A 24457-nucleotide genomic window follows, 5' to 3' on the forward strand; every position below is an offset into this window, starting at 1 on the left:
AGTGTCAGCCGTGGACGTGCAGTGGTTTACCGGCCACTGCCATCAGTGCCTCACCGAGCGCCTCGCCCTGGGTGGGGTGGGCGTGCACGAACTTCGCCGCCTGCGCGGCATCGACCTCGAAGTTGTAGAGCAGCTGCGCCTCACCGATCAGCTCCCCGACGCGGTCGCCGACCATGTGCACGCCGACGACGACCCCGGTCGGCGCCACCACGAGTTTGACCGCTCCCGACGTCTTGAGGATCTGGCTCCTGCCGTTGCCGGCGAGGTCGTAGGTGACGGTCTCGACGTTCTCGCCGAACTTCTCCCGGGCGGCGGTCTCGGTCAACCCGACCGACGCGACCTCGGGGTGGGAGTAGGTGACCCGCGGGATCCCGGTCTCGTCGACGACGTCCGGACGGAGCCCTGCGATCTCCTCCGCCACGAAGATGCCCTGCTGGAAACCACGGTGGGCCAGCTGGAGCCCGGGGACGATGTCGCCGACCGCGAAGACGTTCGGGACCGTGGTGCGCAGTCGATCACTGGTCACCACGAAGCCCTTGTCGAGCATCACTCCGGTCTCCTCGTACCCCATCGACGCGGTGTTGGGTCCGCGCCCCACTGCGACCAGCACGACGTCGGCGTCGAGCACGTCGCCGGAGTCGAAGGTGACGGACACCGCATCCTCGTCTTGCGTCACCTCCGTCACCCGCACACCTGTCTTCGCGGCGATCTTGCGACGACGGAATGCCCGCTCGAGGTACTTGGAGGTCGTTTCGTCCTCGTTCGGCACCAGCCGCGGCATCGCCTCGACGATCGTCACCGACGCACCGAACGACGCCCAGACACTGGCGAATTCGACGCCGATGACGCCGCCGCCCAGGATGATCGCCTTCTTCGGGACGGACGGCAACACGAGCGCCTGTTCGCTGGTGACGATCCGGCCGCCGATGCTGATGCCGGGCAGCGTCTTCGGCGACGACCCCGTCGCCAGGACGACGGCGGCGCCCGTGATCAGCTCGTCGTCGACCTCCACTCCGTTGGGTCCGACCAACCGTCCGCGGCCGTTGACGACGGTGATGCCGTACGAGTCGACGAGGCCCTGCAATCCTTTGTGCAGTCGGGTGACGATGGTGTTCTGGTAGCTCAGGACCTTCTCGAGGTCGACACCGTCGAACGTGACGTCGATACCGAACTGCGAGGCGGTGCGGGCACTGTCGGCGACCTCGGCGGAGTGCAGCAGCGCCTTCGTCGGAATGCATCCCTGATGCAGGCACGTGCCGCCGAGTTCGTTCTCCTCGACGAGGATGACCGAACGGCCCAGTTCGGCCGAGCGGATGGCGGCCGCGTAGCCGCCGGAACCGCCGCCGAGGATGACGACATCTGCTGATCGGTGGGACATGGGAACTCCTTGCTGGAACGGAAGAGGATGGGGTTCAGTGAACTGCGGTCGCGGCGACGGCCTCCGCGTGGAGGCGGCCGGCCCGATAGGAGGAGCGCACGAGCGGACCGGACAGGACGCCGAGGAAGCCGATCTCGCGGGCGATCCCGTCGAGCATGACGAACTCGTCCGGTTTCGCCCACCGCGCCACCGGATGGTGCCGGGCGGACGGCCGCAGATACTGGGTGATCGTGATCAACTGGCAACCGGCGGTATGCAGATCCCGGAGGGCCTGAATCACCTCGTCCGCGGTCTCCCCCATCCCGAGGATGAGGTTCGACTTGGTGATCAGGCCGTCCTCCCGGGCCCGGGTGATCACCTCGAGGGAACGCTCGTACGTGAAGGCAGGGCGGATACGACGGAATATCCGGGGAACAGTCTCCACGTTGTGCGCCAGCACTTCCGGACGGGTGTCGAACACCTCGCGTAGTTGCGCGGCGTCGGCGTTGAAATCGGGGATCAGCAGTTCGACGCCGGTGCCCGGGCACAGTTCGTGAATCTGCCGCACCGTCTCCGCGTACAGCCAGGCGCCGCCGTCCGGCAGATCGTCGCGGGCAACCCCGGTGACGGTGGCGTACCGAAGGCCCATGGTCTGCACCGACTCCGCGACCCGGCTGGGCTCTCCCCGGTCGAGTGCGGCGGGCCGGCCGGTGTCGATCTGGCAGAAGTCGCACCGCCGGGTGCACTGGCTTCCGCCGATGAGGAACGTCGCCTCACGGTCCTCCCAGCATTCGAAGATGTTGGGACATCCCGCTTCCTGGCACACGGTGTGCAGGTTCTCGCGTTCGACGAGAGCGGCGAGGTCCCGGTATTCGGGGCCTGTCCGCATCTGCACCTTCATCCACGACGGTTTGCGTTCGACCGGAGTCTTGGCGTTGCGGACTTCGAGGCGGAGCAGTCGGCGGCCGTCAGGCTGTGCAGTCATGTGGGGAACTCCTAGGACCGGTCGAAACCGGTCGGTATGCGGCGTCGGGCCCGCGCGGTGGACAGCGCGGCACCAGGGAAGGGTGATCGGGGAGAGCGAGCACACATCGACAACCGTTGGGGCTGCGGGCATCTGGGCTCTGATCGCCCGGCGTGTGCGGTCACGTCCGAGCGAAGATGCATCGAGGATGCCAAACGACGAGGACTTTTGGCAACACCGTCGGTCCGAGGAGACAAACCCGCGGCGTCTGTGTACTGTTTGGCCAACCACAACTGAAGACGCCGTTGACGCGCAGCGGGAGAACCTCCGTTTCGGAGGCGCCGTAGGAGCAACTTCCTCCCCGGGAATCTCTCAGGCCCCAGTACCGCAGCGCAGAGGCAACTCTGGAGAAAGTATCGGCCGTACGGCCGGAACTTACCGAAGGTGAAGAGCACACCGCAGTTGCGGTGCGCCCAAACTCTCAGGTTTCAGGACAGAGCGGGGAGGTGCCCCTTGTCGATGTCCGGTGCGGTCCGGACTCAACGAAACCGGAGTCACCTCGTGCCAGCAGAACCCCGCACCGCCATCCGCGGCGTGCCCCTCACCAGCGACTTTCCGTCCCGCCACATCGGTCCTGATGCCGCCGCGTCACGGCGGATGCTCGACGCCCTCGGTTACGACAGTCTCGCGAACCTGATCGACAGCGCGGTGCCGGACCAGATCCGCAGCTCACAGCCCTTGAATCTGCCCGCGGCGAGGTCCGAGCAGCAGGTTCTCGCCGATCTGCGGGCGCTGTCGGAGCGCAACGAGACCCGCGTCCAGATGATCGGCCTCGGGTACTCCGACACCATCACTCCCGCGGTGTTGCGACGGAACATGCTCGAGTCCCCCGCCTGGTACACGGCCTACACCCCGTACCAACCGGAGATCTCCCAGGGCAGGCTGGAGGCGCTGCTGACGTTCCAGACCGTCATCGAGGATCTGACCGCCCTTCCCCTGGCCGGCGCGTCGCTGCTCGACGAGGCGACCGCCGTGATGGAGGCGGTACTGCTGATGCGGCGCGCGAACAAGTCGAAGTCCGCCACCAACCGCGTCGTCCTCGACGCGGACTGCCTGCCACAGACACTGGCCGTCGTCCGGGGACGGGCGAAAGCAGTGGGCATCGAGGTGGTGGTCGCGGAACTGTCCGGGGAACTGCCCGACGGTGACATGTTCGGGGTGGTCTTCCAGGCGCCCGGTGCGAGCGGCGCGGTGCGCGACCTGGCTCCGATGATCGCCGCGGCGAAGGCGCGCGGCGCCCTGACCACCGTCGCGGCGGACCTGCTGTCGCTGACGATTCTGACACCGCCCGGCGAGCAGGGCGCCGACATCGCCGTCGGGTCGGCGCAGCGATTCGGTGTGCCCCTGTTCTTCGGCGGACCGCACGCCGGCTACATGGCCGTGCGCAGCGGGCTCGAGCGCATGCTGCCCGGCCGTCTCGTCGGAGTGTCCGTCGACGTCGACGGGAAGACCGCCTACCGGCTGGCTCTGCAGACCCGCGAACAGCACATCCGGCGCGACAAGGCGACCAGCAACATCTGCACGGCGCAGGCGCTGCTCGCGAACGTCGCCGCGATGTACGCCGCCTACCACGGTCCGGAGGGGTTGCGCGCCATCGCGAATCGGGTGCACACCCACGCGACGACCATCGCAGGAAGCCTGCGCGCCGCCGGTCACACGATCGTGCACGACAGCTTCTTCGACACGGTTCTCGTGCGGGTCCCGGCGGGTGCCGGGGCGATCGTGGAGTCGGCCGATCGGGACGGCATCAACCTCCGTCTCGTCGACGCCGATCACGTCACGATCGCCTGCGACGAGTGCACCACCGACGACATCGTCCGGCGGGTGGTCGCCGTGTTCGGTGCGCAGCCGACGACCGTCGCGGTGCCCGAACTGCCGTCGGCACTCGCCAGGACGTCGAACTACCTGCAGCACCCCGTGTTCCACGATCACCGCTCCGAAACCGCGATGCTCCGCTTCCTGCGCACGCTGTCGGACAAGGACCTCGCGCTCGACCGCACCATGATCCCGCTCGGATCGTGCACGATGAAATTGAACTCCGCCGTCGAGATGGAACCGATCAGCTGGCCCGGATTCGCGTCCATCCACCCGTACGCCCCGGTCGCGCAGACGGCGGGCTACCTCGAACTCGTCGCCGACCTGGAACGCTGGCTCGGCGAGATCACCGGCTACGATCGGGTGTCGTTGCAGCCCAATGCCGGATCCCAGGGCGAGCTGGCCGGCCTGCTCGCGATCCACGGCTATCACGAATCCCGCGGCGACTTCGAACGCAACGTCTGCCTCATCCCCCAGTCCGCGCACGGCACCAACGCCGCATCCGCGGTTCTCGCGGGCATGAAGGTCGTCGTCGTCGCGACCGCGGAGAACGGCAACATCGACGTGGGCGACCTGCGCGCGAAGATCGCGGCGCACGAGGGCGCGATCGCCGCGATCATGTTGACCTACCCGTCCACTCACGGCGTGTACGAGAACGACGTGCGGACGGTCTGCGATCTGGTGCACGAGGCCGGCGGGCAGGTGTACGTCGACGGCGCGAACCTCAATGCGCTGGTCGGCCTCGCACAGCCAGGCAAGTTCGGCGGCGACGTCTCACACCTGAACCTGCACAAGACGTTCTGCATCCCACACGGCGGCGGCGGTCCCGGTGTCGGGCCTGTCGCGGTGCGCGAGCATCTGGCGCCGTTCCTGCCCGGTAACCCGTTGGGCGGCGACGACCTCGGCACCCCGGTGTCGGCGGCCAACTACGGATCGGCCGGCATCCTGCCCATCACGTGGGCGTACATCGCGCTGATGGGTCCGGACGGGCTGACGAGCGCCACCGAAACCGCGGTGCTCGCAGCCAATTACGTCGCCCAGTCACTGGATCGGCATTTCCCGGTCCTCTACACCGGCCCGTCCGGTCTGGTGGCACACGAGTGCATCCTCGACCTCCGGCACGTCACCAAGGCGACCGGCGTCACCGCCGAGGATGTCGCGAAGCGGTTGATCGACTACGGCTTCCACGCGCCCACCCTGTCGTTCCCTGTCAACGGCACCCTGATGGTCGAACCGACCGAGTCCGAGGACCTGGCCGAACTCGACCGCTTCATCGAGGCGATGGTGTCCATCCGCCGCGAGATCGACCTGGTCGGCGACGGCGTGTGGCCGCTCGAGCGCAGCCCGCTGCGTCAGGCCCCGCACACCGCCGAACAGGTGACCGCGGACGAATGGGATCTGCCCTACCCGCGCCACCTCGCCGCCTACCCCGTCGCATCGCTTCGCGCCGCCAAATACTGGCCCCCGGTGCGTCGCATCGACGGCGTCCACGGCGACCGCAACCTCGTCTGCTCGTGCCCGGCACCCGAGGCCTTCGAGAACACCACCGACATCGACACTTCGGCCATCGCCGAGACCCCCGAGGAGGCCTTCGCATGACCCTCACCACGACGCCCGCGTCCCCGCTGCTCGGCGAGCACGGCGCACTGGGGGCCCATTTCACCGACTTCGCGGGCTGGCAGATGCCGCTGAAGTACGACAGCGAACTCGCCGAGCACCACGCCGTCCGCAAGACCGCCGGACTGTTCGACCTCTCACACATGGGCGAGATCGCGGTCACCGGCCCTGAATCCGGAGCGGTCCTGGATTACGCTCTGGCCGGCGAACTCTCGAAGATCGGCGTCGGCAGGGCCAAGTACTCCCTCTTGTGCAATGCGGGCGGCGGAGTCATCGACGATCTGGTCGTCTACCGTCTCGCCAACGAGCATTTCCTCGTCGTGGCCAACGCGGCCAACGCCCCGACGGTGCACCGCGAACTGGCGGCACGCGTCGAGGGCTTCTCCGCCAGGGTCGACGACCAATCCTCGGAGACCGCGCTGATCGCGGTGCAGGGACCGGCCGCGCAGGACGTCGTGCAGTCCCTCGTTCCCGCCGAGCAGGTCGAGACGGTGGCGGAGTTGAAGTACTACGCGGTCACGCGCGCGGTGGTCGCCGGCATCGACGTCCTCCTCGCCCGCACCGGATACACCGGGGAGGACGGGTTCGAGCTGTACGTGCCGAACGAACTGTCCGTGCAGTTGTGGCGCGCACTGCTCGACGCCACCACCGCCCGCGGCGGCGTCCCCGCCGGCCTCGCGTGCCGCGACACCCTCCGCCTCGAGGCCGGAATGGCCCTGTACGGCCACGAACTGACCCTCGACACGAATCCGTACGAAGCCGGGCTCGGCAAGGTGGTCCGGCTGAACAAGGACTTCGTCGGCCGCGATGCGCTGCAGACGTTGTCGGATCAGGCCCCGCAGCGGGTGCTCGTCGGCCTCGCCGGAGGCGGGCGCCGGGCCGCCCGCGCCGAGTACACCGTGTTGGACGCGGCCGGTGAGTCGGCGGTCGGCACCATCACGTCCGGGGCGTTGTCTCCGACACTCGGGCATCCGATCGCGCTCGCCTTCGTGGACGTCGCGTTCCGCGAACCCGGCACCGAACTGACGGTCGACATCCGCGGCAAGAAGGAACCGTTCGTGGTCACCCCGTCGCCGTTCTACCGCCGCTCCTGAACCGTTCCCGCCCACTTCAGCCCCGAAAGGGTCACACCATGTCTTCGCACGCCTTCCCCGACGACCGCAGCTACACCGACGACCACGAGTGGGTCCTGATCGAGCCGGGCGCCGCCCTCCCCGACGAACCGGTCCGCGTCGGCATCACCTCCGTCGCCGTCAACTCGCTCGGCGAGCTGGTCTTCGTCGACCTGCCGGAGGTCGGCGCGACCATCGTCGCCGGCGAATCGTGCGGCGAGGTCGAGTCCACGAAGACCGTGTCCGAGCTGTACCCGCCGGTGAGCGGCCGGGTCACCCTGATCAACACCGCCGCCGTCGACGACCCCGGACTGGTCACCTCCGACCCCTACGGGGAGGGCTGGCTGTTCGCCGTCCAGCCGTCCGCCGCCGGCGAGCTGCTCACCGCGGCCGAGTATGCCGAGAAGAACGGGGTGCAGGCATGAGTGTCCTGAACCGCGACCTCGCGGATTTCGACCCGGACGTCGCCGCACTGATCGGCAAGGAGCTGGAGCGCCAGCGCACCGGCCTCGAGATGATCGCGTCGGAGAACCACGCCCCGCTTTCGGTGATGCAGGCGCAGGGTTCCGTGCTGACCAACAAATACGCCGAGGGCTACCCCGGGCGGCGCTACTACGGCGGCTGCGAGCACGTCGACACGATCGAGCAGCTCGCCATCGATCGCGTCAAGGCGCTGTTCGCCGCCGAATACGCCAACGTGCAACCGCATTCCGGCGCCACCGCGAACGCGTCGGTGATGCACGCGCTGATCGAGCCGGGCGACACGATCCTCGGACTGTCCCTCGCCGACGGCGGCCACCTCACGCACGGCATGCGCCTCAACTTCTCCGGCAAGCTCTACAACGTCGCCGCCTACGGGGTGTCCGAACAGGACTACCTCATCGACATGGACGAGGTGGCGAAGGCAGCACGCGAGCACCGGCCGCAGCTGATCATCGCCGGCTGGTCGGCCTACCCCCGGCACCTGGACTTCGCCCGCTTCCGGGAAATCGCCGACGAGGTCGGCGCGTACCTGATGGTCGACATGGCCCACTTCGCGGGTCTGGTCGCCACCGGATTCCACCCGTCTCCCGTCCCGCACGCACACGTCGTCACGTCGACGACGCACAAGACCCTCGGCGGACCCCGCGGCGGCATCATCCTGACGGGCGACGCCGCCATCGCGAAGAAGATCAACTCCGCGGTGTTCCCCGGCCAGCAGGGCGGCCCACTGGAACACGTGATCGCGGGCAAGGCAACGGCATTCAAGATGGCGGCCGAACCCGAATTCGCGGAGCGTCAGGAACGCTGCCTGGACGGCGCGAAGGTGCTCGCCGAACGGCTCAGCCGACCCGACGTCAAGGAAGCCGGAATCAGCGTCCTCACCGGCGGCACGGACGTGCACCTCGTCCTCGTCGACCTGCGGGATGCCGCCATCGACGGGCAGCAGGCCGAGGACCGCCTCGATGCGATCGGAATCACCGTCAACCGCAACGCCGTTCCGTTCGATCCACGGCCGCCGATGGTGACGTCCGGTCTGCGTATCGGCACCCCGGCACTCGCCGCCCGCGGCTTCGGCCGGGACGACTTCGCGACCGTCGCCGACCTGATCGCCCAGGCCCTCGTCGCGCCCGCCGACGCGGACACGTCCGGGTTGGCCGCCCAGGTCCGGGTGCTCGCGGACAAGTACCCCCTCTACCCGGGCTTGTAACTCGTGACGATCAGTGTGTTCGACCTGTTCTCGGTCGGTATCGGACCCTCGAGTTCGCATACCGTCGGGCCGATGCGGGCGGCGGGCACGTTCGTCGACGACCTCGACGCACTCGGCCTCCTCGGGGACGTCGCCGGTGTCCGTGTCGATCTGTACGGATCGCTCGCGGCCACCGGCGCCGGCCACGGCACCATGTCGGCGATCCTCCTCGGCCTCGAGGGGTATCGGCCCGACACCATCGCCACGGAGGAGATGGAGACGCGACTCGACGAGGTGCGGGCGAGTCGGCGGATCCGCCTCGGCGGGACGGTCGACATCCCGCTCGCCGAGGATGAGATGGTGCTGCACCCGTTGACGGTCCTGGATTTTCACCCCAACGGCATGACCCTCACCGCCACCGGCGTCACCGGTCGCCAACTGCACGCGCAGACGTACTTCTCGATCGGCGGCGGATTCGTCGTCACCGGCGCCGAACCGGAACTGCCCGTCGACGCAGGCACGAATTCGCTGTCGTTCGGGTCGGCGCGCGAACTGCTCGACCTCAGCGAGCACTACGGGCTCACGATCAGTGAGATCATGCTCGAGCACGAAAGCGCCCTCCGGCCCGAGCCGGAGGTCCGGGCGCGGCTCCTGCACATCCGGGACGTGATGGTCGAGTGTCAGCGACGCGGAATCAGCCGGGACGGGTACCTGCCCGGCAGTCTGCGGGTACGCCGCCGCGCCCGCGGCTGGTACGAGCGGCTGAACGTCGAGGATCCCGATCGTGATCCCGCGTTCGCCGAGGACTGGGTGAACCTGGTGGCCCTCGCCGTCAACGAGGAGAACGCGTCCGGCGGACGGATCGTCACCGCCCCCACCAACGGGGCGGCCGGCATCATCCCGGCGGTCCTGCACTACGCGCTGCACTACACCCCCGCCGGAAAGGCGGATCCGGACGGCACGGCGGTGCGATTCCTGTTGACGGCAGGCGCAATCGGATCCCTGTACAAGGAACGGGCCTCGATCTCCGGGGCCGAGGTGGGCTGCCAGGGCGAGGTGGGTTCCGCGGCGTCCATGGCCGCCGCCGGCCTCGCCGAGATCCTCGGTGGCAGCCCGGAGCAGGTGGAGAATTCGGCGGAGATCGCGATGGAACACAGTCTCGGTCTGACGTGTGATCCCATCGGGGGCCTGGTGCAGATCCCGTGCATCGAACGCAACGCCATCTCGGCGGGCAAGGCGATCAACGCCGCCCGGATGGCTCTGCGCGGCGACGGCACCCACCGGGTCAGTTTGGATCAGGTCATCGAGACGATGCGGGCCACCGGCGCCGACATGAGCTCGAAGTACAAGGAGACCTCCACCGGTGGTCTCGCCGTGAACGTGTCGGTGAACCTCGTCGAATGCTGACGTAAGTCAGGCGCGGACCACCGCACGGACGCGGTGCCGGGGATCCGATCGGGATCCCCGGCACCGCGGTCATGCGTGTGCGGGCTGCAACAGACCGATCCGGTCGAATCGCTCCGCACGGTCGGAGAGTCGCTGGGTGGTGTCTGCCGAATCGAGGAGCGACAGTTCGCGGTGGAGTATCGCACCCACCCGGGTGCAGAACGCCGTGGATTCGTCTGCCGCATCCGGGAATTCGGGGATCACCTCGTCCACGATGCCGCTCGCGAGGAGATCGGACGACCGGATTCCCTGCCGGGCGGCCATGTCCGGAGCGTGCGCGATGTCGTGGTGCAGGATCGCGCTCGCACCTTCGGGCGGCAGGGGTGAGAGCCAGCCGTGCTGGGCCGCGAGCACCCGGTCGGCCGGGATCAACGCGAGCGCGCCGCCGCCGGTGCCCTGCCCGAGCAGCAGGGAGATGGTGGGGACGTCGAGCGAGACCATGTCGGCGATGCAGCGGGCGATCTCACCGGCGAGACCGCCTTCCTCCGCCTCCTTCGACAACGCCGCTCCGGCGGTGTCGATGACCGTCACCAACGGCAGGTTCAGTTCCGCCGCCAGCCGCATTCCGCGGCGCGCCTCCCGCAGGGCGCCCGGGCCGAGTGGCGACCGCGTGGTCTGCCCTCGACGGTCCTGGCCGAGCAGGACGCACGGCATGTCACCGAACCGGACCAGGGCGAGGATCAAGCCCGGATCGACCTCTCCCTGACCGGTTCCGTTGAGCGGAAGAACATCCGACGCCGAGTGGAACATCACCTCCCGCACCCCGGGCCGGTCCTCGCGGCGCGAGGCGACCACCGAATCCCACGCGGGGACATCCGGGAGACTCTCGGGCACCGAGGCGTCGGCGAGCGACGGCCGGCAGGCACGACTGGAGGTGATGATGCGCAGCGCACGGTCGACGATCTCGGCGAGCTGATCCGGCGGCCGCACGGCATCGATGAGTCCGTGCGCGTGCAGGTTCTCGGCGGTCTGGACGCCCGCCGGGAACGGCGACTCGTACAGCGCCTCGAACACGCGCGGTCCGAGGAAGCCGACGAGCGCTCCCGGTTCCGCGATGGTGACGTGCCCCAACGATCCCCAGGACGCGAACACCCCGCCGGTCGTGGGACTCCGGAGGTAGACGAGATACGGCAGGTGCGCCTCCTTGTGCTTGATCACCGCCGCCGTGATCTTGACCATCTGCAGGAACGCGGTCGTTCCCTCCTGCATTCGCGTGCCGCCCGACGTGGGCAGGGCGAGCAGCGGAAGGCGCTCGCGCGTAGCGCGCCGGATCGCGGCGACCAGACGCTCGCCTGCGGCCACTCCGATGGAGCCGCCGAGAAAGCCGAATTCGCAGACGAGGATTGCCGTTCGGCGGCCACGGATGGTGGCCACTCCGGTCAGCACCGCCTCGTCGAGGCCGGTCTTCTCCTGTGCGCGAAGAAGTTCGTCGGCGTACTCGGGGTCCGCCGCGACCTGGATCGGGGGCGTGTCCCACGACTCCCAGGTGCCGGCGTCGACCACGAGGTCGAGCAAATCGGGAGCGGTCAGGCGAGCCATCAGCTGCACTCTTTCAGCCACGACAGCACGGTGTCGTTGTCCGCGCCGAGGACCGGTGGTGCGGTGTGCCGGGTCTCGGTGACCTCGGTGCCGTCCGGTTCGAAGAACCGCAGGGGCGGGCCGGGCAGGGTGATGTTGCCGAGTGTGCGGTGGTCGACGTCGATGAGCAGTCCCTGCGACTTGGTCTGCTCCCATTCGTAGACTTCGGAGATCGTCCGGACGCGTCCCGCAGGCACTCCGATGCGGTCGAGTTCGACGAGAAGTTCGTCGCTGGTGTACGCGCCGAACGCGTCCTCGACCAGTTCCAGGACCTGCTTGTGGTTCTCGACGCGCTCGGGATTCGTGGCCATTCCGGGGGTTTCCGGATCGAGGTGGAAGCCCGCGCAGAACCTCTTCCACAGTCCTTCGCTGCCGACCGAGATCTGGACGGCTCCGTCGGCGGTGCGGAACAGCCCGTAGGGCGAGATCGACGGATGGTGGTTGCCCTGCGCCTCGCCGACCTCGCCGGCGACGGTCCACTTCGTTCCCTGGAAGGCGTGCACGCCGACGACGCTGGCCAGCAACGACGTTCGCACGACGCGACCCCGTCCGGTGCGCTCTCGTTCCTGCAGGGCGGCGACGACGCCGAACGCCCCGTACATGCCGGCGAGCAGGTCCGCGATGGGGACGCCGACGCGCTGGACGTCGTCGGGATTGGGTCCGGTCAGCGACATCAGTCCGGCCTCGCCCTGCGCGATCTGGTCGTACCCCGCGCGTCCGCCTTCGGGTCCGTCGTGACCGAATCCGCTGATGGACAGGACGACCAGGCGCGGGTTCAGCTCCGCGAGGCGTTCGGTGGTGAATCCCAGGCGGTCGAGGACGCCGGTGCGGAAGTTCTCCATGAGGACGTCGGCGCGCCGGATGAGGGATTCGAGGGTGGTGCGTCCGTCTTCGGCCTTGAGGTCGAGGGTGATCGACTTCTTGTTCCGATTCGCGGACAGGAAGTACGTCGATTCCCGCTCGGCGTCGGCCGGCTCCACGAAGGGCGGCCCCCATCCGCGGGTGTCGTCGCCGCCGTGCGGGGTCTCGATCTTGATGACGTCGGCGCCGAGGTCGCCGAGCATCATCGCCGCGTGGGGGCCCGCGAGTGCGCGGGTCAGATCGACGACGACCACTCCTTGCAGCGGACCTGTGCGCTCCATCGTGTTCGTGGACATGTGAAACCACCCGTTACTTCCTGGCAAGAGCCGCGAGAGCTGGACTGTTGGTACAGTGACCTAGTGGACTAGCCAATTAAATCAAACACCTGATCCGACCGATGTCAAGAGTGAAAATCGATGCAACGACGCGGGGAGGCGCGGCCGGTCGCCTACCCGCCGGCCGTCAGAGCCAGCCGGGCACCACGAAGATCGCCCAGGCCACGAGTGGCCCGATGGCGACGACGAGGGCGCTGTACTTCAGGATCTGCTTGTAGAAACGGTCTCGATCGACGTTCTGCGCGTTCGCGAGGACCAGCGCTCCGTTGGTCGAGAACGGGCTGACGTCCACGATGGTCGAGGAGATGGCGAGGGCGACGATCACGCCCACCGCGCCCACCTCGCCGGCGAGGAGGAAGGGGACGGCGAGCGGAATGGTCGCTCCCAGAATCGCCGTGGACGACGCGAATGCGGAGACGATGGCGCCGATGTAGCAGAGCAGAAGGGCGACGAGGAGAGGCATCCCCAGGCTGGCCACCGCGTTTCCGACGTACTCGACGGTGCCCGCCTCCTGCAGGACCCCCACGAAGGTGAGCACACCGCCGATGAGCAGAACCGTCGACCAGCTGATCTGAGCGATCGCACCCTTCTGCGCCTTCGGCGAAGCGAGCGCCAGGATGACGGCCACCGTCATCGAGATGAATCCCACGTCCAGGTCGAGGATCAGCGAGAACACGGCCAGCGCGGCGAGGCCGAGCAGGGTGAGAGCCTGATCGAACGTGACACCGGAGCCTGCGGGTGCGTCCGCGAGGGTCGACGTCGGGCGCACCTTGGTCGCGGTGGCCCCTCCCGACCCCGAGTCACCCCCGGTCGCGGGCACTCCTGCGCCCGAGCCACCGGCACCAGTTCCTTCGGTGTCCTCGGCGCCGTCGTCGTGCACGCTGCGCCCGATCAGGTCCCGACCGCCCAGGAAGACGAACAGGAGCACCCCGATAGCGGCGTTGAACAGGAGGCTTCCGAGGAACAAGGTGAGCGGGCTGTTGGTCAATCCCGCCTTGGACGCGATGTCGTTGACCGTGACGCCGTAGATGCTGATCGGCGAGAATCCGCCCGCCTGCGCTCCGTGGACGACCATCATGCCCATCAGGAGAGCGTTGATCTTGTAGCGGGCGGCGAAGCCGAGAGCGATCGGCGCGACGATCGCCACGGCGGCGGGGCCGAGCGCGCCGATAGAGGTGAGTACCGCCGTGATCCCGAACATCACCCAGGGGATCAGCGCGACACGGCCGCGGACCAGCCGGACCGCCCCGCGGACCATGAGGTCGACCGTCCCGTTGTTCTGGGCGATCGCGAAGAGGTAGGTGATGCCGACCAGCGTCAGGAACAGGCTGCTGGGGAATCCGGCGATGATGTCGTCGCTGCTCATGTGCAGCGACAGGGTTCCGACGAAGAAGGCGGCAACGAAGCCGAGTGCGCCCATGTTCACGGGCAGCACGGTCGCCGCCAGGAACATGACGGCGAGCGCAAGTATGGGGATCAACTCGGTCGACATGAAAAGTCTCCGGTTCTGTGGCAGTGGCAACTGGTCTCGACCGCCGCCGGCGAGCAAATTGACTCAGTGGCAGATTGGCCTAGCCACTTCATACAAGCAGTGTCGTGGATCACTGTCAACAGGAAGTGTGGGTGCGGTTACATGCCTGTGCGAGATACCGTGGAGTAGTTTCAGTGGAATGGAGAGTGGGTGGCCCAGTGGCTGAGCAACTGCGTCCGGTAGCACGACCGCGGCTGTACGAGGTGATCGTCGAACAGCTCTGCGCCCATATCGCCGACCACGAGATGACGCCGGGCGACCGCCTCCCCGCAGAGCGTGAACTCGCCGCTCAGCTGGGTGTGAGTCGCGCTTCGCTGAGTCAGGCGCTCGTCGCCCTCGAGGTACAGGGTGTGGTGTCGGTCCGGCACGGAGACGGTGCCGTGCTCGTCCGCCGCCCCATCGAGGAACGAGCGGTCAAGGCGCTGCGGGAGCACGCCGATCGCCTCCCCGAGGTGATCGAGGCCCGCGAGGCGCTCGAGGTGAAACTTGCCGGGCTCGCCGCCGAGCGCCGGACCGACGCAGAGATGGCGGCGATCGATTCCGCACTCGCGACGATGGAAGCCGAGATCGCCGCGGGCGATCGCGGCGTCCTCGGCGACGAGCAGTTCCACGAGGCCATCACCGTCGCGGCGCACTCGTCACTGCTGGCCAAGCTGATGCACGAGATTTCCGGGCTGATCCGGGAGACCCGGATCGAATCCCTGTCCCAAGCAGAACGCCCGCGGGCCTCGCTCGAGGGGCACCGCCGCATTGCGACGGCGATTCGAGACCAGGACTCCGCGGGCGCTTCCCGTGCGATGGCCGATCACATCCGGATGGTGTCCGACGTCGCGCTGCTGCGCGAGGGCGGATAACCGGGTCTACCCGCCGACCACCGACTGCGGCCGGTGAGCACCGAGGATCTCGTCGGTGTCGGCGCCGAGTACCGGCGGCGCGGACGTCAGATGCGGGCGCTCGCCTGCGAAACTGACCGGGAACGCGATCTGCTGCAGGCTGCCCAGCGTCGGGTGGTCGACCGTGCCGATCATCCCGAGCGCGGCAGTGTGCGGGTCCGCGTAGATCTCGTCGAGGTGCCGGATCGGTGACACGGGCACGGCGTGCGCGGCGAGTGTGTCGCACCATTGCTCCACGGTGCCCGACGCGAAGGCCGACGACAGTTCCCGCTCGAGATCGCCACGATTCGCCACGCGGTCACGGTTGCGCTCGAATCGCGGGTCGGTCGTCAGGTCTTCGCGTGCGATCGCGGAGCACAGGCTCCCCCACTGATTGTCGTTGCCCACCGCGACGACGAAGTATCCGTCGCTCGCGGGAAATGCTTGATACGGAGCGAGATTGGGATGACCGGAGCCCAGCGCGCCGGGACGCTCGCCGGTCGCGAAGTAGTTGGTCGCCCAGTTCACGTGCAGGGCGAGCTGGCATTCGAACAGCGACGTCGTCACGTACTGCCCTCGGCCGGTCCGCGACCGCTCCACCAGGGCAGCGAGCACGCCGATCAGACCGAAGAGCGCCGCCCCCAGATCACCCATCGCGAATCCTGCCTTCATCGGCGCCCCGCCCGGCTCACCGGTGAGCGACATCAGCCCGCCTGCGGCCTGCGCGATCATGTCGTAACCCGGTTCGTCGCGCAGCGGACCGTCCTCCCCGAACGCGGAGATGTGCAGCACGACCAGATGCGGGTACCGCTCGGACAGCGTCCGATAGTCGAAGATCCGCTGCAATCCGCTGCCGGGCTTGAAGTTCTCGACGAGGACGTCGGTCTCCTCCAGGATGCGATGGATGACGTCCTGTCCCTCTTCCGATTTGAGGTCGACGGTCACCGACTTCTTGCCCCGGTTGATCGCGAGGTAGTACGTGGCGTCCGGGCCGACGAACGGCGGACCCCACGACCGTGTCGGGTCGCCGCCGTCGGGGTGTTCGACCTTCGTGACGTCGGCGCCGAGGTCCGCGAGCGACATGGTCGCGTACGGTCCGGCGAGGATCTTGGAGAGGTCCAGCACCCGCACACCCGCAAGGGGCGCCGGACCGGTGTGGGTGGTGTTCACAGGAGAACTCCTGTCGCAGAGTCGGATCGGGGTGCGGTGGCCTGGGCGGCATCCGCCGCGACATCGGTGCCGTCGACGACGGCCGCGAGGTGGTCGAGGGCAGCCCCCGGGAGGTTCCCGGTGTCGCCGGACAGGTAGGCGTTCGCGACGAGCAGCGACCGGTAGCCGCTGCCCGAGGTGATCGCGAAGTCGGCGAGGTCGTAGAGCAGGGTGGCCATCGCCGCGCGGGCCAGCTCGTTCGCGTAGCGCGCGCATCCGGCCTGCGCGGTGTCGTCGTCTCCGGCGACGAGCAGATCGCCTTCCTCGACCAGGTCGTCCCAGCGCCGGCGGAGAACATCGGCCCCGGTGCCACAGTCGGGTCCGAGTCCGGCGAGGATGCCGTGCATCGTCTCCGCCAGCCGGCGATGCGCACCGAGCTTGCGCATGCACCGCAGCACGTCCAGGGCGATGACGTTGCTCGAGCCTTCCCAGATCGACCCCAGGTGGGCGTCGCGAACCAGGCGGGCGTGGGCCCATTCCTCGATGTAGCCGTTGCCGCCCCGCACCTCCATGGCCTCGCCGGTGACGATGCGCGCCCGCTTGCAGATGTAGTGCTTCGCGAGCGGGGTGAGGACCCGGATCAGGGCATGTGCGGAGTCGTCGCCGGCATCCGCCGCCTGCAGGCACTGCGCACTGTATGCCACCAGGGCGAGCGCCGCCTCGGCGTCGAGGGCGAGCGGCAGCAGGGTTGCCCGCATCAGGGGCTGGTCGAACAGGGCCTTGCCGAACACGACCCGCTCCCGGGTGTGGTCGACGGCGTCCCGCACGGCTCGTCGCATCAGCGCGCTCGACCGCATCGCGTTCGACAGCCGCGACGTGTTCACCATCTCGGCCATCTGCCGGAACCCGCGGTCGAGTTCGCCGACCTGTTGGGCGTACGCACCGGTCAGCGACACCTCGCCGCTGGGCATCGAGCGGGTGCCGAGCTTGTCCTTCAGCCTGTCGATCGTGTAGCTGTTGCGCTCGCCGTTCGCCAGAACCTTGGGCACCATGAACATTCCGACACCGCGGGTGGACTGGTCGTCGCCACCGGGGAACCGGGCGAGGGTCACGATGACGTCGGCGTCGGGATTGGACGCGAACCACTTCTTCCCGGTCAGCCGCCACGCGTCGCCGTCACGCACGGCCCGGGTCTCCGTGCGGGCGATGTCGGTGCCGGCCTGCGGTTCGGTCATGAACATCGCACCGGTCATCGCGCCGTCGGGGGCCGTCGACGTCAGTGCGTCGATCCACGGTCCGAACACGTCCGGGTCGCCGAACATGCGCAGCGTGCGGGCGGCGGCATCGGTCATCGACACCGGGCACGCCAGCCCGAATTCGGCCTGCACGAACACGTACGACGCGAGGTACTTCACCAGGTGCGGTGGGACGTCGTCCCAGCCGTGCAGGCCGCCGCGATGCGACAGTGCCGACAGTCCGTATTCGCTGTAGGCGGCTCGGCACAGTTCCTGGTAAGAGGGGTGGTACGCGATCCGGTCGATGCGTTCGCCGTCCCGGTCGAACTGCTGCAGCACCGGTGGATTCTTGTCGGCGGTGGCGGCGAGGGCGTCGAGCCGGTCGCCTGCGTCGGCGCCCAGCCGGTCGAGCAGGGTGTTCAGCTTGTCGCGCTCCGATGGTGCGGTCCACCGGTCGACGACGGCGCGCAGGGCGGGATCGGTGTGAGCGAAATTCATGAGCGGGCAGCATCTTTCCGGGTCGAGGTGTGTTCGGGACGGGGCTCGGCGTCGGTCCGGTCCGAGCGGGCTTTGCCGCGGCGGAGCAGCAGTGTCATGCAGGCGAGCGAGAGCACGACGTAGCCGAGCCCGAGGGCGACCACCGGCCAGATCGAGTCGGTGTGGGTGAGCAGGAACTGGCAGAGCATCGGGGCGGTTCCGGCGAAGATCGCCGTCGACAGCTGATACGACAGCGAAATTCCGGTGTAGCGGACGTTGGTCGGGAAGACCTGGGCGAGGATGCCGGCGAGGGCGGCGTAGTACATCGCGTGCGGCGCGGTGGCCAGCACCATGCCGAGCATGGCCAGGGGCACCGACCCGGTCTGGACGAGGAGGAACATCAACGGCAGCAACACGAGTTCGGGCAGCAGCATCCACCGGACCGCCCGCGACGGATCGATTTTCGTGGCCAGCACGGCGCCGAACGGCTGCACGAGTACCTGCGCGACGAGCGCGATCGTGATCACGAGCAGGAAGTCCCCGCGGTCGAATCCGAGGTCGGCGGTGGCCCACGCGAGTGCGAACGTGGTCTTCACGTAGGTGATGGCGACACCCGCGACCACGGCCCCCACGCCGAGAACGAGTTCGACCGGGTGCGAGCGCAGCACCTCGACGAGCGGCATCCGGGTGCGCTCCTGGGCGACGACGGCCTTCTTCATCTCCGGCGTCTCCGAGATCCGCAGCCGGATGTACAGCGCGACGACGACGAGGGCGGCGGACGCGAGGAACGGAAGACGCCAGCCCCAGGACTCGAACACGCTGTCCGACAACAGCGTCAGCGCCAGGAACGCGAGGGTCGCGAGCAGATTGCCGACGGGCGAACCCTGCTGCGCGAATGCGCCGTACAGCACCTTCTTGTTCGGTGGCGCGAATTCGGTGGCGATGAGCACGGCACCACCCCACTCACCGCCCATCGCGATGCCCTGGACCACGCGGAGCGCGACGAGGAGTACGGGTGCCCAGATCCCGATCTGCGAGTAGGTGGGGAGGCAGCCGACGCCGACCGTTCCGATCCCCATCAGGATCAGCGTGATGATGACGGCGTTCTTGCGTCCGAACTTGTCGCCGAAATGGCCGAACACGATCCCGCCGAGTGGGCGGGCCACGAAACCGATCGCGAACGTCGCGAATGCAGCGAGGGTGCCCACCGCGGGCGAGGCGTCGGGGAAGAACAACCGGCCCAGCACGAGTGCGGAGGCGGTGCCGTAGATGTAGAAGTCGAACCACTCGATGGTGGTGCCGACGAACGCGGTGACACCGGCCTTGCGGGCCTGCCGCGTGCTGTATTCGGGTGGTGCCGCGTCGCGGCCGGGATTCGGATTCACGGTTCTCCCTGACTTTCGTGGGGCGTCACGCCGACGCAGAGGTGGTGTGCATCACTATGGTCGGGATTCCGTGTAGAGTCCAAGACTTAATTCAGCTTATTTAGGTGATTCAGACACATAGTCCCGGGAGGGGTCGTGGAACTCCGTCACCTGCACGCGTTTCTCGCGGTCGCGGAAGAACTGCATTTCGGGCGGGCCGCCGAGCGTCTCCACGTGGCGCAGTCCCCGCTCAGCCAGACCGTGCGGGCCCTCGAACGGGAACTGGGAACCGATCTGTTCGTCCGCACCACCCGCTCCGTGCGGCTCACGGCCGCGGGCGAAGCGCTGGTGGGTCCGGCCCGGACCATCGAGGCGCAGGTCGGGATCGTGAAGGGCATCGCGCAGGCGGCTGCCGCCGGGGAGACCGGCCGCGTCACCGTCGGCTTCGGCGGCGCGGGCGGCTACACGGTGCTGTCCGTTCTCGCCCGCTCCCTCGCCGACGCCTACCCCGGCATCGAACTGGACCTACGCCCGCAGATGTACTCCGGTGAGGTGCTCGACGCCCTCACCCGCGGAACCCTGGACATGGGCATCGTGGGGTTGCCGGTCCCGCGGGGCTTCGCCACCCACACCGTGCGCGTAGAGGCACTGATGGTGGCGGTCCCGGCCGGGCACCGCCTCGTCGACGCGGGTGCCGTCGTGCCGCAGGAACTGGCGAGCGAACGGTTCGTGATCTACCCCGCCGAACACGGTTCCGTGGTCCGCGACGCCACGCTCGCCCTTTGTGCGGCAGCAGGATTCGCCCCGGTCGTCGCACACGAGGCGCCCGACCCGTACAGCCTGCTCGCAATGGTCGGCGCCGGGGTCGGAGTCGCCGTCGTGGTGGATTCGACGGCGCACCTCGCGATGGACGGTGTCGAATACCTGCCCATCGCCGGCGACGCCCCCACCCTCCCCATCGCCATGGCCTGGCAGGACGCCAATCCCTCACCTGCGGTGCAGACGGTCACCCGGGTACTGCGCGAGGTGATCGGGGAGGTCGGGTAACCGCTGCCCGGCGGGAAGCTCAGGCCGACACCGAGAAGACGTCGGCCAGGTGGGTGATTCGCAGGGCACGCGCGAGCTTCGGGCGATCGCTGCCGTCGGCGATGTTCTCGCCCTGCTCTCCGAGGTGGGCGATGACCTCGGCAGCCCAGGCCACATCGCTCTGAAGCGGGGACAGTTCGCGGTTGACGATCGCGGTGTGGCCGACATGCATACAGAGTTTGCCGGTCATGCCCATCGACCTGGTGACGGTCAAGGCCTCGGACAGATCGGGTTCGCCGGTCAGGCACGGGCCGTCGATGGGACCGGGGAGGCCTGCCGCCCGACTGGCGACGACGAGCCGTCCCCGCGCGTAGGCCAGCGCGTCGGGGTCGGCGCCCGCATTGGTGTCGCGGCGGAAGTCGCCGGTGCCGAATGCAATTCGGGTAGTGGCGTCGGCCGAGGCGATGTCGAAGGCGAATTCGACGCCACGCGCCGATTCGACCAGGGCGAGGATCGGGATGTGGGGTAGCTCGGCAGCCGTGCGATCGATGTGGTCCGCGGATTCGGCCTTGGCGAGCATCACGCCGCTCAGTCCCGGGAGCCCCCGGATCGCGTCCAGATCAGCGGTCCAGTCCGCGGTGGTGACGTCGTTGATGCGCACCCACCCGGTGCCCCCACCGGCGAGGAAACGCGCAACGGCCTCGCGGGCTTGTGTTTTCGAGGACGGAACGACACCGTCCTCGAGGTCGAAGATCACCGCGTCTGCCGCCGAGTTCGTGGCTGCGGCGAACTCGTCCGGACGTGAGCCCGCGACCAGGAGCCAGGAGCGCGCATGTGTCGCGGGGACTATGGCGGCGTGTGCCGACGATGTGAGGGTCATCCGATTCTCGTTTCCTCTCGATGTGAACTTCTACTCGGGCAAGGACTGCGCTGTCCTGTATTCGAGGTGCTGGGTGTGAAGCGTCGATCAGTGCGCGGCGACACCGGTGAGATGGTCGAGTGCGGAGAATTCGCTGTCCACGGTGGGCGCGGTGAGCAGACCGGCGAGTCGCCGGGGGGACAGGATGTCATCGACCTGCGCGCGAGTGAGCAGACCGTCGTCGACGGCGAGGTCGCCGACGTAAGCGCCGGTCGCCAGGGCCCTCTTGGCGATATCCGCGCTGGCCGCATAGCCGATGAACGGCGAGAGCGCGGTGACGATGCCGATCGAGCGCCGAACACCCCGCTCGAGATGGTCGCGGTTGGCGGTGATCCCGTCGACGCACTTCACCGCCAGGGTGTCCGATGCCGCGGCCAGGTGCGTCGTCGAGCGCAGCAGGCTGTAGACGATCACGGGTTCGAACGCGTTGAGCTGGAGTTGCCCACCCTCGGCGGCCATCGTGACCGTCAGATCGTTGCCGATCACCTCGAACGCGACCTGGTTCACCATTTCGGGGATGACCGGGTTGACCTTGCCGGGCATGATCGACGAACCGGCTTGGGCCGGAGGCAGATTGATCTCACCGAGCCCGGCGGTCGGCCCGGAGGAGGTGAGCCGCAGATCGTTGCACGTCTTGGACAGTTTCACGGCGACACGTTTGAGGATTCCGGAGACCTGCACGAATGCTCCGCAGTCCTGGGTTGCCTCGATCAGATTGCCGGCCGGGACGACCGGTTCACCGGTCAGCTCACGCAAGTAGTTGCAGGCGAGCGCGGAGTACTCGGGATGCCCGTTGATCCCCGTGCCGATGGCGGTGCCGCCGAGGTTCGATTCCAGCAGCAGAAGCGCTCCCTCGGAGAGCCGGGCGCAGTCCTCGTTCAGCATGATCGAGTAGGCGGCGAACTCCTGCCCCAGGGTCATCGGTACCGCGTCCTGCAGCTGGGTGCGACCCATTTTGACGATGTCGTCGAATTCGATCGACTTGCGCTCGAACGACTCCGCGAGCCGACCGAGCGACGCGATCAACATTCGGAGGTGCTCGACCAGCGCGAGCTTGATCGCGGTCGGGTACACATCGTTGGTGGACTGCCCCAGGTTCACGTGAGCGAGAGGGTCGAGTTCGGTGTAGGCGCCGCGCCCGAACCCGAGGATCTCGAGTGCGCGGTTCGCGATGACCTCGTTGACGTTCATGTTCGACGAGGTGCCCGCTCCGCCCTGGATCGGGTCGATCGGAAACTGGTCGAGCAGTGCCCCGGCGCGAATTTCCGTGCACGCGGCCACGATCGCTTCGGCCCGCCGGTCGTCGAGGAGACCCAGGTCCCGGTTCGCCAGGCAGGCAGCTTGTTTCACGGTCGCCAACGCCGCGACCAGTGCCGGGTACTGACCGATGGCAGACCCGGTGATCGCGAAATTGTCCATCGCCCTGGCGGTGTGGACGCCGTAGTACGCCCCCGCCGGTACCGCCAGATCTCCGATCGAATCGTGCTCGATCCGCACATCGCTGTCGCTCAACTTATCCACCAACACCCAATTCGCCGTTCTACTTGACAGGGACTATGACGTCGATCACTGTTGTCGAACAGTACACCACATCCAATATATTGGAGCTGTTGAATGACGACAACCCGAGCCATCCCCGCTGACTCCGCGACAGCACAAGAGGACGCCGATGCGTCTCGCACACCACGCAGGTGGTGGAAGTTCTGGAAGCTGCCGATCGGCGTGCAGTCACTGATCGCCGTCGGCGTCGGCGCACTCATCGGCACGTTCGCCCCCGCCGTCGGCGAGCAACTCAAACTGGCCGGCGACGTGTTCCTCAACCTGGTTCAGATGATCGTCGTCCCCTTGGTCTTCCCACTCATCGTGCTCGGCATCGCGCGCATGGATTCGGCGAAGAAGGTCGGGCGCATGGCCGCCAAGGCGATCCTGTACTTCGAGGTCGTCACCACGATCATCCTGCTGATGGCCGTCGCGCTGGCGAAGCTGCTCGACATCGGCTCCGGCGCCCCCGTCGCCGGCGCCGACGGTGCGTCCGTCGAGACCCTCGAGCAGGGCATCGACTTCCACGAACTACTCCTGCACGCTGTTCCCAAAAACGTCTTCGCCGCCTTCGCGGAGGGGAACCTGCTGGCAGTGATCGTGTTCGCCGGGTTCGTCGGCGTCGCACTTGCCGCGATCGGTGAGCAGTCGAAGCCGATGACGGCCGTGCTCGACTCACTCGCCAGCGCGATGTTCAAGGTGGTCGGGTACGTCATTCGCCTCGCGCCCCTCGGGGTCCTGGGCTTCATCAGCTACGACGTCGCGCACTACGGGTTCGGGAACCTGTCGAGCCTGCTCGGCTTCCTCGCCGTCGTCTACGTCGGTATGGCGATCATCCTCGGCGTCATCTTTCCGATCATCGCCGCGATCTTCCGCGTCGAGTACGTCACCATGCTCAAGGCCATCGGAAATCTGGTCGGCCTCGCGTTCGTCACCCGCAGCTCCGAGGCAGTGCTCGCGCCACTGCTGCTCAAGCTCGAGGGGCTCGGCGTCAGCCGCTCGACGACCTCGTTCGTCGTCCCGCTCGGCTACTCGTTCAACACCGACGGCTCCGTCCTCTACCAGGCTGTCGCCCTGGTCTTTCTCGCCAACGCCTACGGCATCGACACCTCGATCCCCACCCTGCTGCTGATGGTCGGCGTCCTGGTCATCTTGTCCAAGGGCATGGCCGGCGTTGCCTCCGCCTCGATCGTGGTGCTCATCGCCGCAGGTAACACCATCGGCCTGCCGGCCGAAGCCGTCGCGCTCCTGCTGGGGGTGGACTTCATCGCCGACATGGCCCGCACCGCGGTCAACGTCGTCGGAAACTCCCTCGCCGCGTCGGTGATCGACAAGTCCGAGGAGAAAGCCGAGGCCAAGGCCGGTCGGTCCGCCGAAACGCCTGGCGACGACCTCGGCGACAAGGTCCTCGCCGGGCGACACAACGCGGATGGGTAGCGGGGGGCCCGGACGATGGACAGTCGACGAAGGCATTCTCGGTATCCTCGCGACAAGGCACCAGGCACTCACCCACGCGGCCCCTGGGAACGTG

General features: G+C 67.9%; 18 protein-coding genes and 1 riboswitch. Of the genes, 8 read left to right on the forward strand and 10 right to left on the reverse strand.

Annotation, left to right across the window (positions count from 1 at the left end; genetic code table 11):
• Positions 1-4: 4 nt before the first annotated feature.
• Complete coding sequence (gene lpdA, locus PSR88_RS15065) at positions 5-1378, reverse strand: dihydrolipoyl dehydrogenase (protein ID WP_016882205.1); 1374 nt, start codon at positions 1376-1378, stop codon at positions 5-7.
• Positions 1379-1412: 34 nt separating this feature from the next.
• Positions 1413-2342 carry a lipoyl synthase gene (gene lipA, locus PSR88_RS15070; RefSeq protein ID WP_016882204.1) on the reverse strand — a complete coding sequence of 310 codons (930 nt, stop codon included), beginning with the start codon at positions 2340-2342 and terminating at the stop codon, positions 1413-1415.
• Positions 2343-2627: 285 nt separating this feature from the next.
• Positions 2628-2719, forward strand: a riboswitch (glycine riboswitch).
• 121 nt (positions 2720-2840) lie between these two features.
• On the opposite strand from lipA, the gene gcvP reads away from it, so the two are divergent.
• From gcvP to PSR88_RS15095, 5 genes are read left to right on the forward strand one after another with little or no spacing between them, the layout of a single operon-like run.
• Positions 2841-5795, forward strand: a complete 2955-nt coding sequence (gene gcvP, locus PSR88_RS15075) for an aminomethyl-transferring glycine dehydrogenase (RefSeq protein WP_016882203.1) — start codon at positions 2841-2843, stop codon at positions 5793-5795.
• Complete coding sequence (gene gcvT, locus PSR88_RS15080; RefSeq protein ID WP_011595610.1) at positions 5792-6907, forward strand: glycine cleavage system aminomethyltransferase GcvT; 1116 nt, start codon at positions 5792-5794, stop codon at positions 6905-6907. Before gcvP ends, gcvT begins: the two co-directional genes overlap by 4 nt.
• A gap of 38 nt (positions 6908-6945) precedes the next feature.
• Positions 6946-7350: a glycine cleavage system protein GcvH gene (gene gcvH, locus PSR88_RS15085; RefSeq protein ID WP_009475688.1), complete on the forward strand. Its 405-nt coding sequence runs from the start codon at positions 6946-6948 to the stop codon at positions 7348-7350.
• Positions 7347-8615, forward strand: a complete 1269-nt coding sequence (gene glyA, locus PSR88_RS15090; RefSeq protein ID WP_016882202.1) for a serine hydroxymethyltransferase — start codon at positions 7347-7349, stop codon at positions 8613-8615. The genes gcvH and glyA overlap by 4 nt, the downstream gene beginning before the upstream one ends.
• A gap of 3 nt (positions 8616-8618) precedes the next feature.
• Complete coding sequence (locus tag PSR88_RS15095; protein ID WP_016882201.1) at positions 8619-10001, forward strand: L-serine ammonia-lyase; 1383 nt, start codon at positions 8619-8621, stop codon at positions 9999-10001.
• 69 nt (positions 10002-10070) lie between these two features.
• Here PSR88_RS15095 and PSR88_RS15100 read toward each other — a convergent pair whose 3' ends face one another.
• From PSR88_RS15100 to PSR88_RS15110, 3 genes are all read right to left on the reverse strand, one after another.
• Entirely contained in the window at positions 10071-11579 is a 1509-nt protein-coding gene (locus PSR88_RS15100) for a carboxyl transferase domain-containing protein (RefSeq protein ID WP_029539052.1), read from the reverse strand.
• Positions 11579-12775, reverse strand: coding sequence for a CaiB/BaiF CoA transferase family protein (locus PSR88_RS15105; protein WP_011595614.1), 1197 nt, complete (start codon positions 12773-12775; stop codon positions 11579-11581). The genes PSR88_RS15100 and PSR88_RS15105 overlap by 1 nt, the downstream gene beginning before the upstream one ends.
• 166 nt (positions 12776-12941) lie before the next feature.
• A complete protein-coding gene (locus PSR88_RS15110; RefSeq protein ID WP_016882199.1) occupies positions 12942-14306 on the reverse strand; it encodes an SLC13 family permease in 1365 nt (454 codons plus the stop codon).
• A gap of 197 nt (positions 14307-14503) precedes the next feature.
• Here PSR88_RS15110 and PSR88_RS15115 point away from each other — a divergent pair, with 197 nt between their 5' ends.
• Entirely contained in the window at positions 14504-15199 is a 696-nt protein-coding gene (locus tag PSR88_RS15115) for a FadR/GntR family transcriptional regulator (RefSeq protein WP_029539051.1), read from the forward strand.
• 6 nt (positions 15200-15205) lie between these two features.
• On the opposite strand, the gene PSR88_RS15120 is transcribed toward PSR88_RS15115, so the two are convergent.
• From PSR88_RS15120 to PSR88_RS15130, 3 genes are read right to left on the reverse strand one after another with little or no spacing between them, the layout of a single operon-like run.
• Positions 15206-16387, reverse strand: coding sequence for a CaiB/BaiF CoA transferase family protein (locus PSR88_RS15120; protein WP_016882197.1), 1182 nt, complete (start codon positions 16385-16387; stop codon positions 15206-15208).
• Positions 16384-18099 (reverse strand): acyl-CoA dehydrogenase family protein, encoded by a 1716-nt coding sequence (locus PSR88_RS15125; protein WP_016882196.1) that lies wholly within the window; start codon positions 18097-18099, stop codon positions 16384-16386. The genes PSR88_RS15120 and PSR88_RS15125 overlap by 4 nt, the downstream gene beginning before the upstream one ends.
• Positions 18096-19463: an MFS transporter gene (locus PSR88_RS15130; RefSeq protein WP_009475699.1), complete on the reverse strand. Its 1368-nt coding sequence runs from the start codon at positions 19461-19463 to the stop codon at positions 18096-18098. Before PSR88_RS15130 ends, PSR88_RS15125 begins: the two co-directional genes overlap by 4 nt.
• Before the next feature lie 135 nt (positions 19464-19598).
• Here PSR88_RS15130 and PSR88_RS15135 point away from each other — a divergent pair, with 135 nt between their 5' ends.
• On the forward strand, positions 19599-20489 hold the full coding sequence (locus PSR88_RS15135; protein ID WP_016882195.1) for a LysR family transcriptional regulator: 891 nt from the start codon (positions 19599-19601) through the stop codon (positions 20487-20489).
• 19 nt (positions 20490-20508) lie between these two features.
• On the opposite strand, the gene PSR88_RS15140 is transcribed toward PSR88_RS15135, so the two are convergent.
• Together PSR88_RS15140 and PSR88_RS15145 are read right to left on the reverse strand one after the other, a co-directional pair.
• On the reverse strand, positions 20509-21348 hold the full coding sequence (locus PSR88_RS15140; protein ID WP_016882194.1) for an HpcH/HpaI aldolase/citrate lyase family protein: 840 nt from the start codon (positions 21346-21348) through the stop codon (positions 20509-20511).
• A gap of 87 nt (positions 21349-21435) precedes the next feature.
• Complete coding sequence (locus PSR88_RS15145; protein WP_009475702.1) at positions 21436-22884, reverse strand: aspartate ammonia-lyase; 1449 nt, start codon at positions 22882-22884, stop codon at positions 21436-21438.
• Between the two features lie 117 nt (positions 22885-23001).
• Between PSR88_RS15145 and PSR88_RS15150 the strand changes: the two genes are divergently transcribed.
• Positions 23002-24363, forward strand: a complete 1362-nt coding sequence (locus PSR88_RS15150) for a dicarboxylate/amino acid:cation symporter (RefSeq protein ID WP_016882193.1) — start codon at positions 23002-23004, stop codon at positions 24361-24363.
• The last annotated feature ends 94 nt before the right edge of the window (positions 24364-24457 follow it).

The organism is Rhodococcus sp. DK176 (assembly GCF_038447315.2).
Lineage (GTDB): Bacteria > Actinomycetota > Actinomycetes > Mycobacteriales > Mycobacteriaceae > Rhodococcus_F > Rhodococcus_F jostii_A.

Excerpts from the sequence above, each read along its gene's own strand:
- PSR88_RS15150 (WP_016882193.1), top strand. The coding sequence starts at position 23,002 with ATGACGACAACCCGAGCCATCCCCGCTGACTCCGCGACAGCACAAGAG.
- glyA (WP_016882202.1), top strand. The coding sequence starts at position 7,347 with ATGAGTGTCCTGAACCGCGACCTCGCGGATTTCGACCCGGACGTCGCC.
- gcvT (WP_011595610.1), top strand. The coding sequence starts at position 5,792 with ATGACCCTCACCACGACGCCCGCGTCCCCGCTGCTCGGCGAGCACGGC.
- PSR88_RS15125 (WP_016882196.1), bottom strand. The coding sequence starts at position 18,099 with ATGAATTTCGCTCACACCGATCCCGCCCTGCGCGCCGTCGTCGACCGG.
- PSR88_RS15140 (WP_016882194.1), bottom strand. The coding sequence starts at position 21,348 with ATGACCCTCACATCGTCGGCACACGCCGCCATAGTCCCCGCGACACAT.
- lipA (WP_016882204.1), bottom strand. The coding sequence starts at position 2,342 with ATGACTGCACAGCCTGACGGCCGCCGACTGCTCCGCCTCGAAGTCCGC.
- PSR88_RS15110 (WP_016882199.1), bottom strand. The coding sequence starts at position 14,306 with ATGTCGACCGAGTTGATCCCCATACTTGCGCTCGCCGTCATGTTCCTG.
- gcvH (WP_009475688.1), top strand. The coding sequence starts at position 6,946 with ATGTCTTCGCACGCCTTCCCCGACGACCGCAGCTACACCGACGACCAC.
- PSR88_RS15100 (WP_029539052.1), bottom strand. The coding sequence starts at position 11,579 with ATGGCTCGCCTGACCGCTCCCGATTTGCTCGACCTCGTGGTCGACGCC.
- PSR88_RS15105 (WP_011595614.1), bottom strand. The coding sequence starts at position 12,775 with ATGTCCACGAACACGATGGAGCGCACAGGTCCGCTGCAAGGAGTGGTC.
- gcvP (WP_016882203.1), top strand. The coding sequence starts at position 2,841 with ATGTCCGGTGCGGTCCGGACTCAACGAAACCGGAGTCACCTCGTGCCA.
- lpdA (WP_016882205.1), bottom strand. The coding sequence starts at position 1,378 with ATGTCCCACCGATCAGCAGATGTCGTCATCCTCGGCGGCGGTTCCGGC.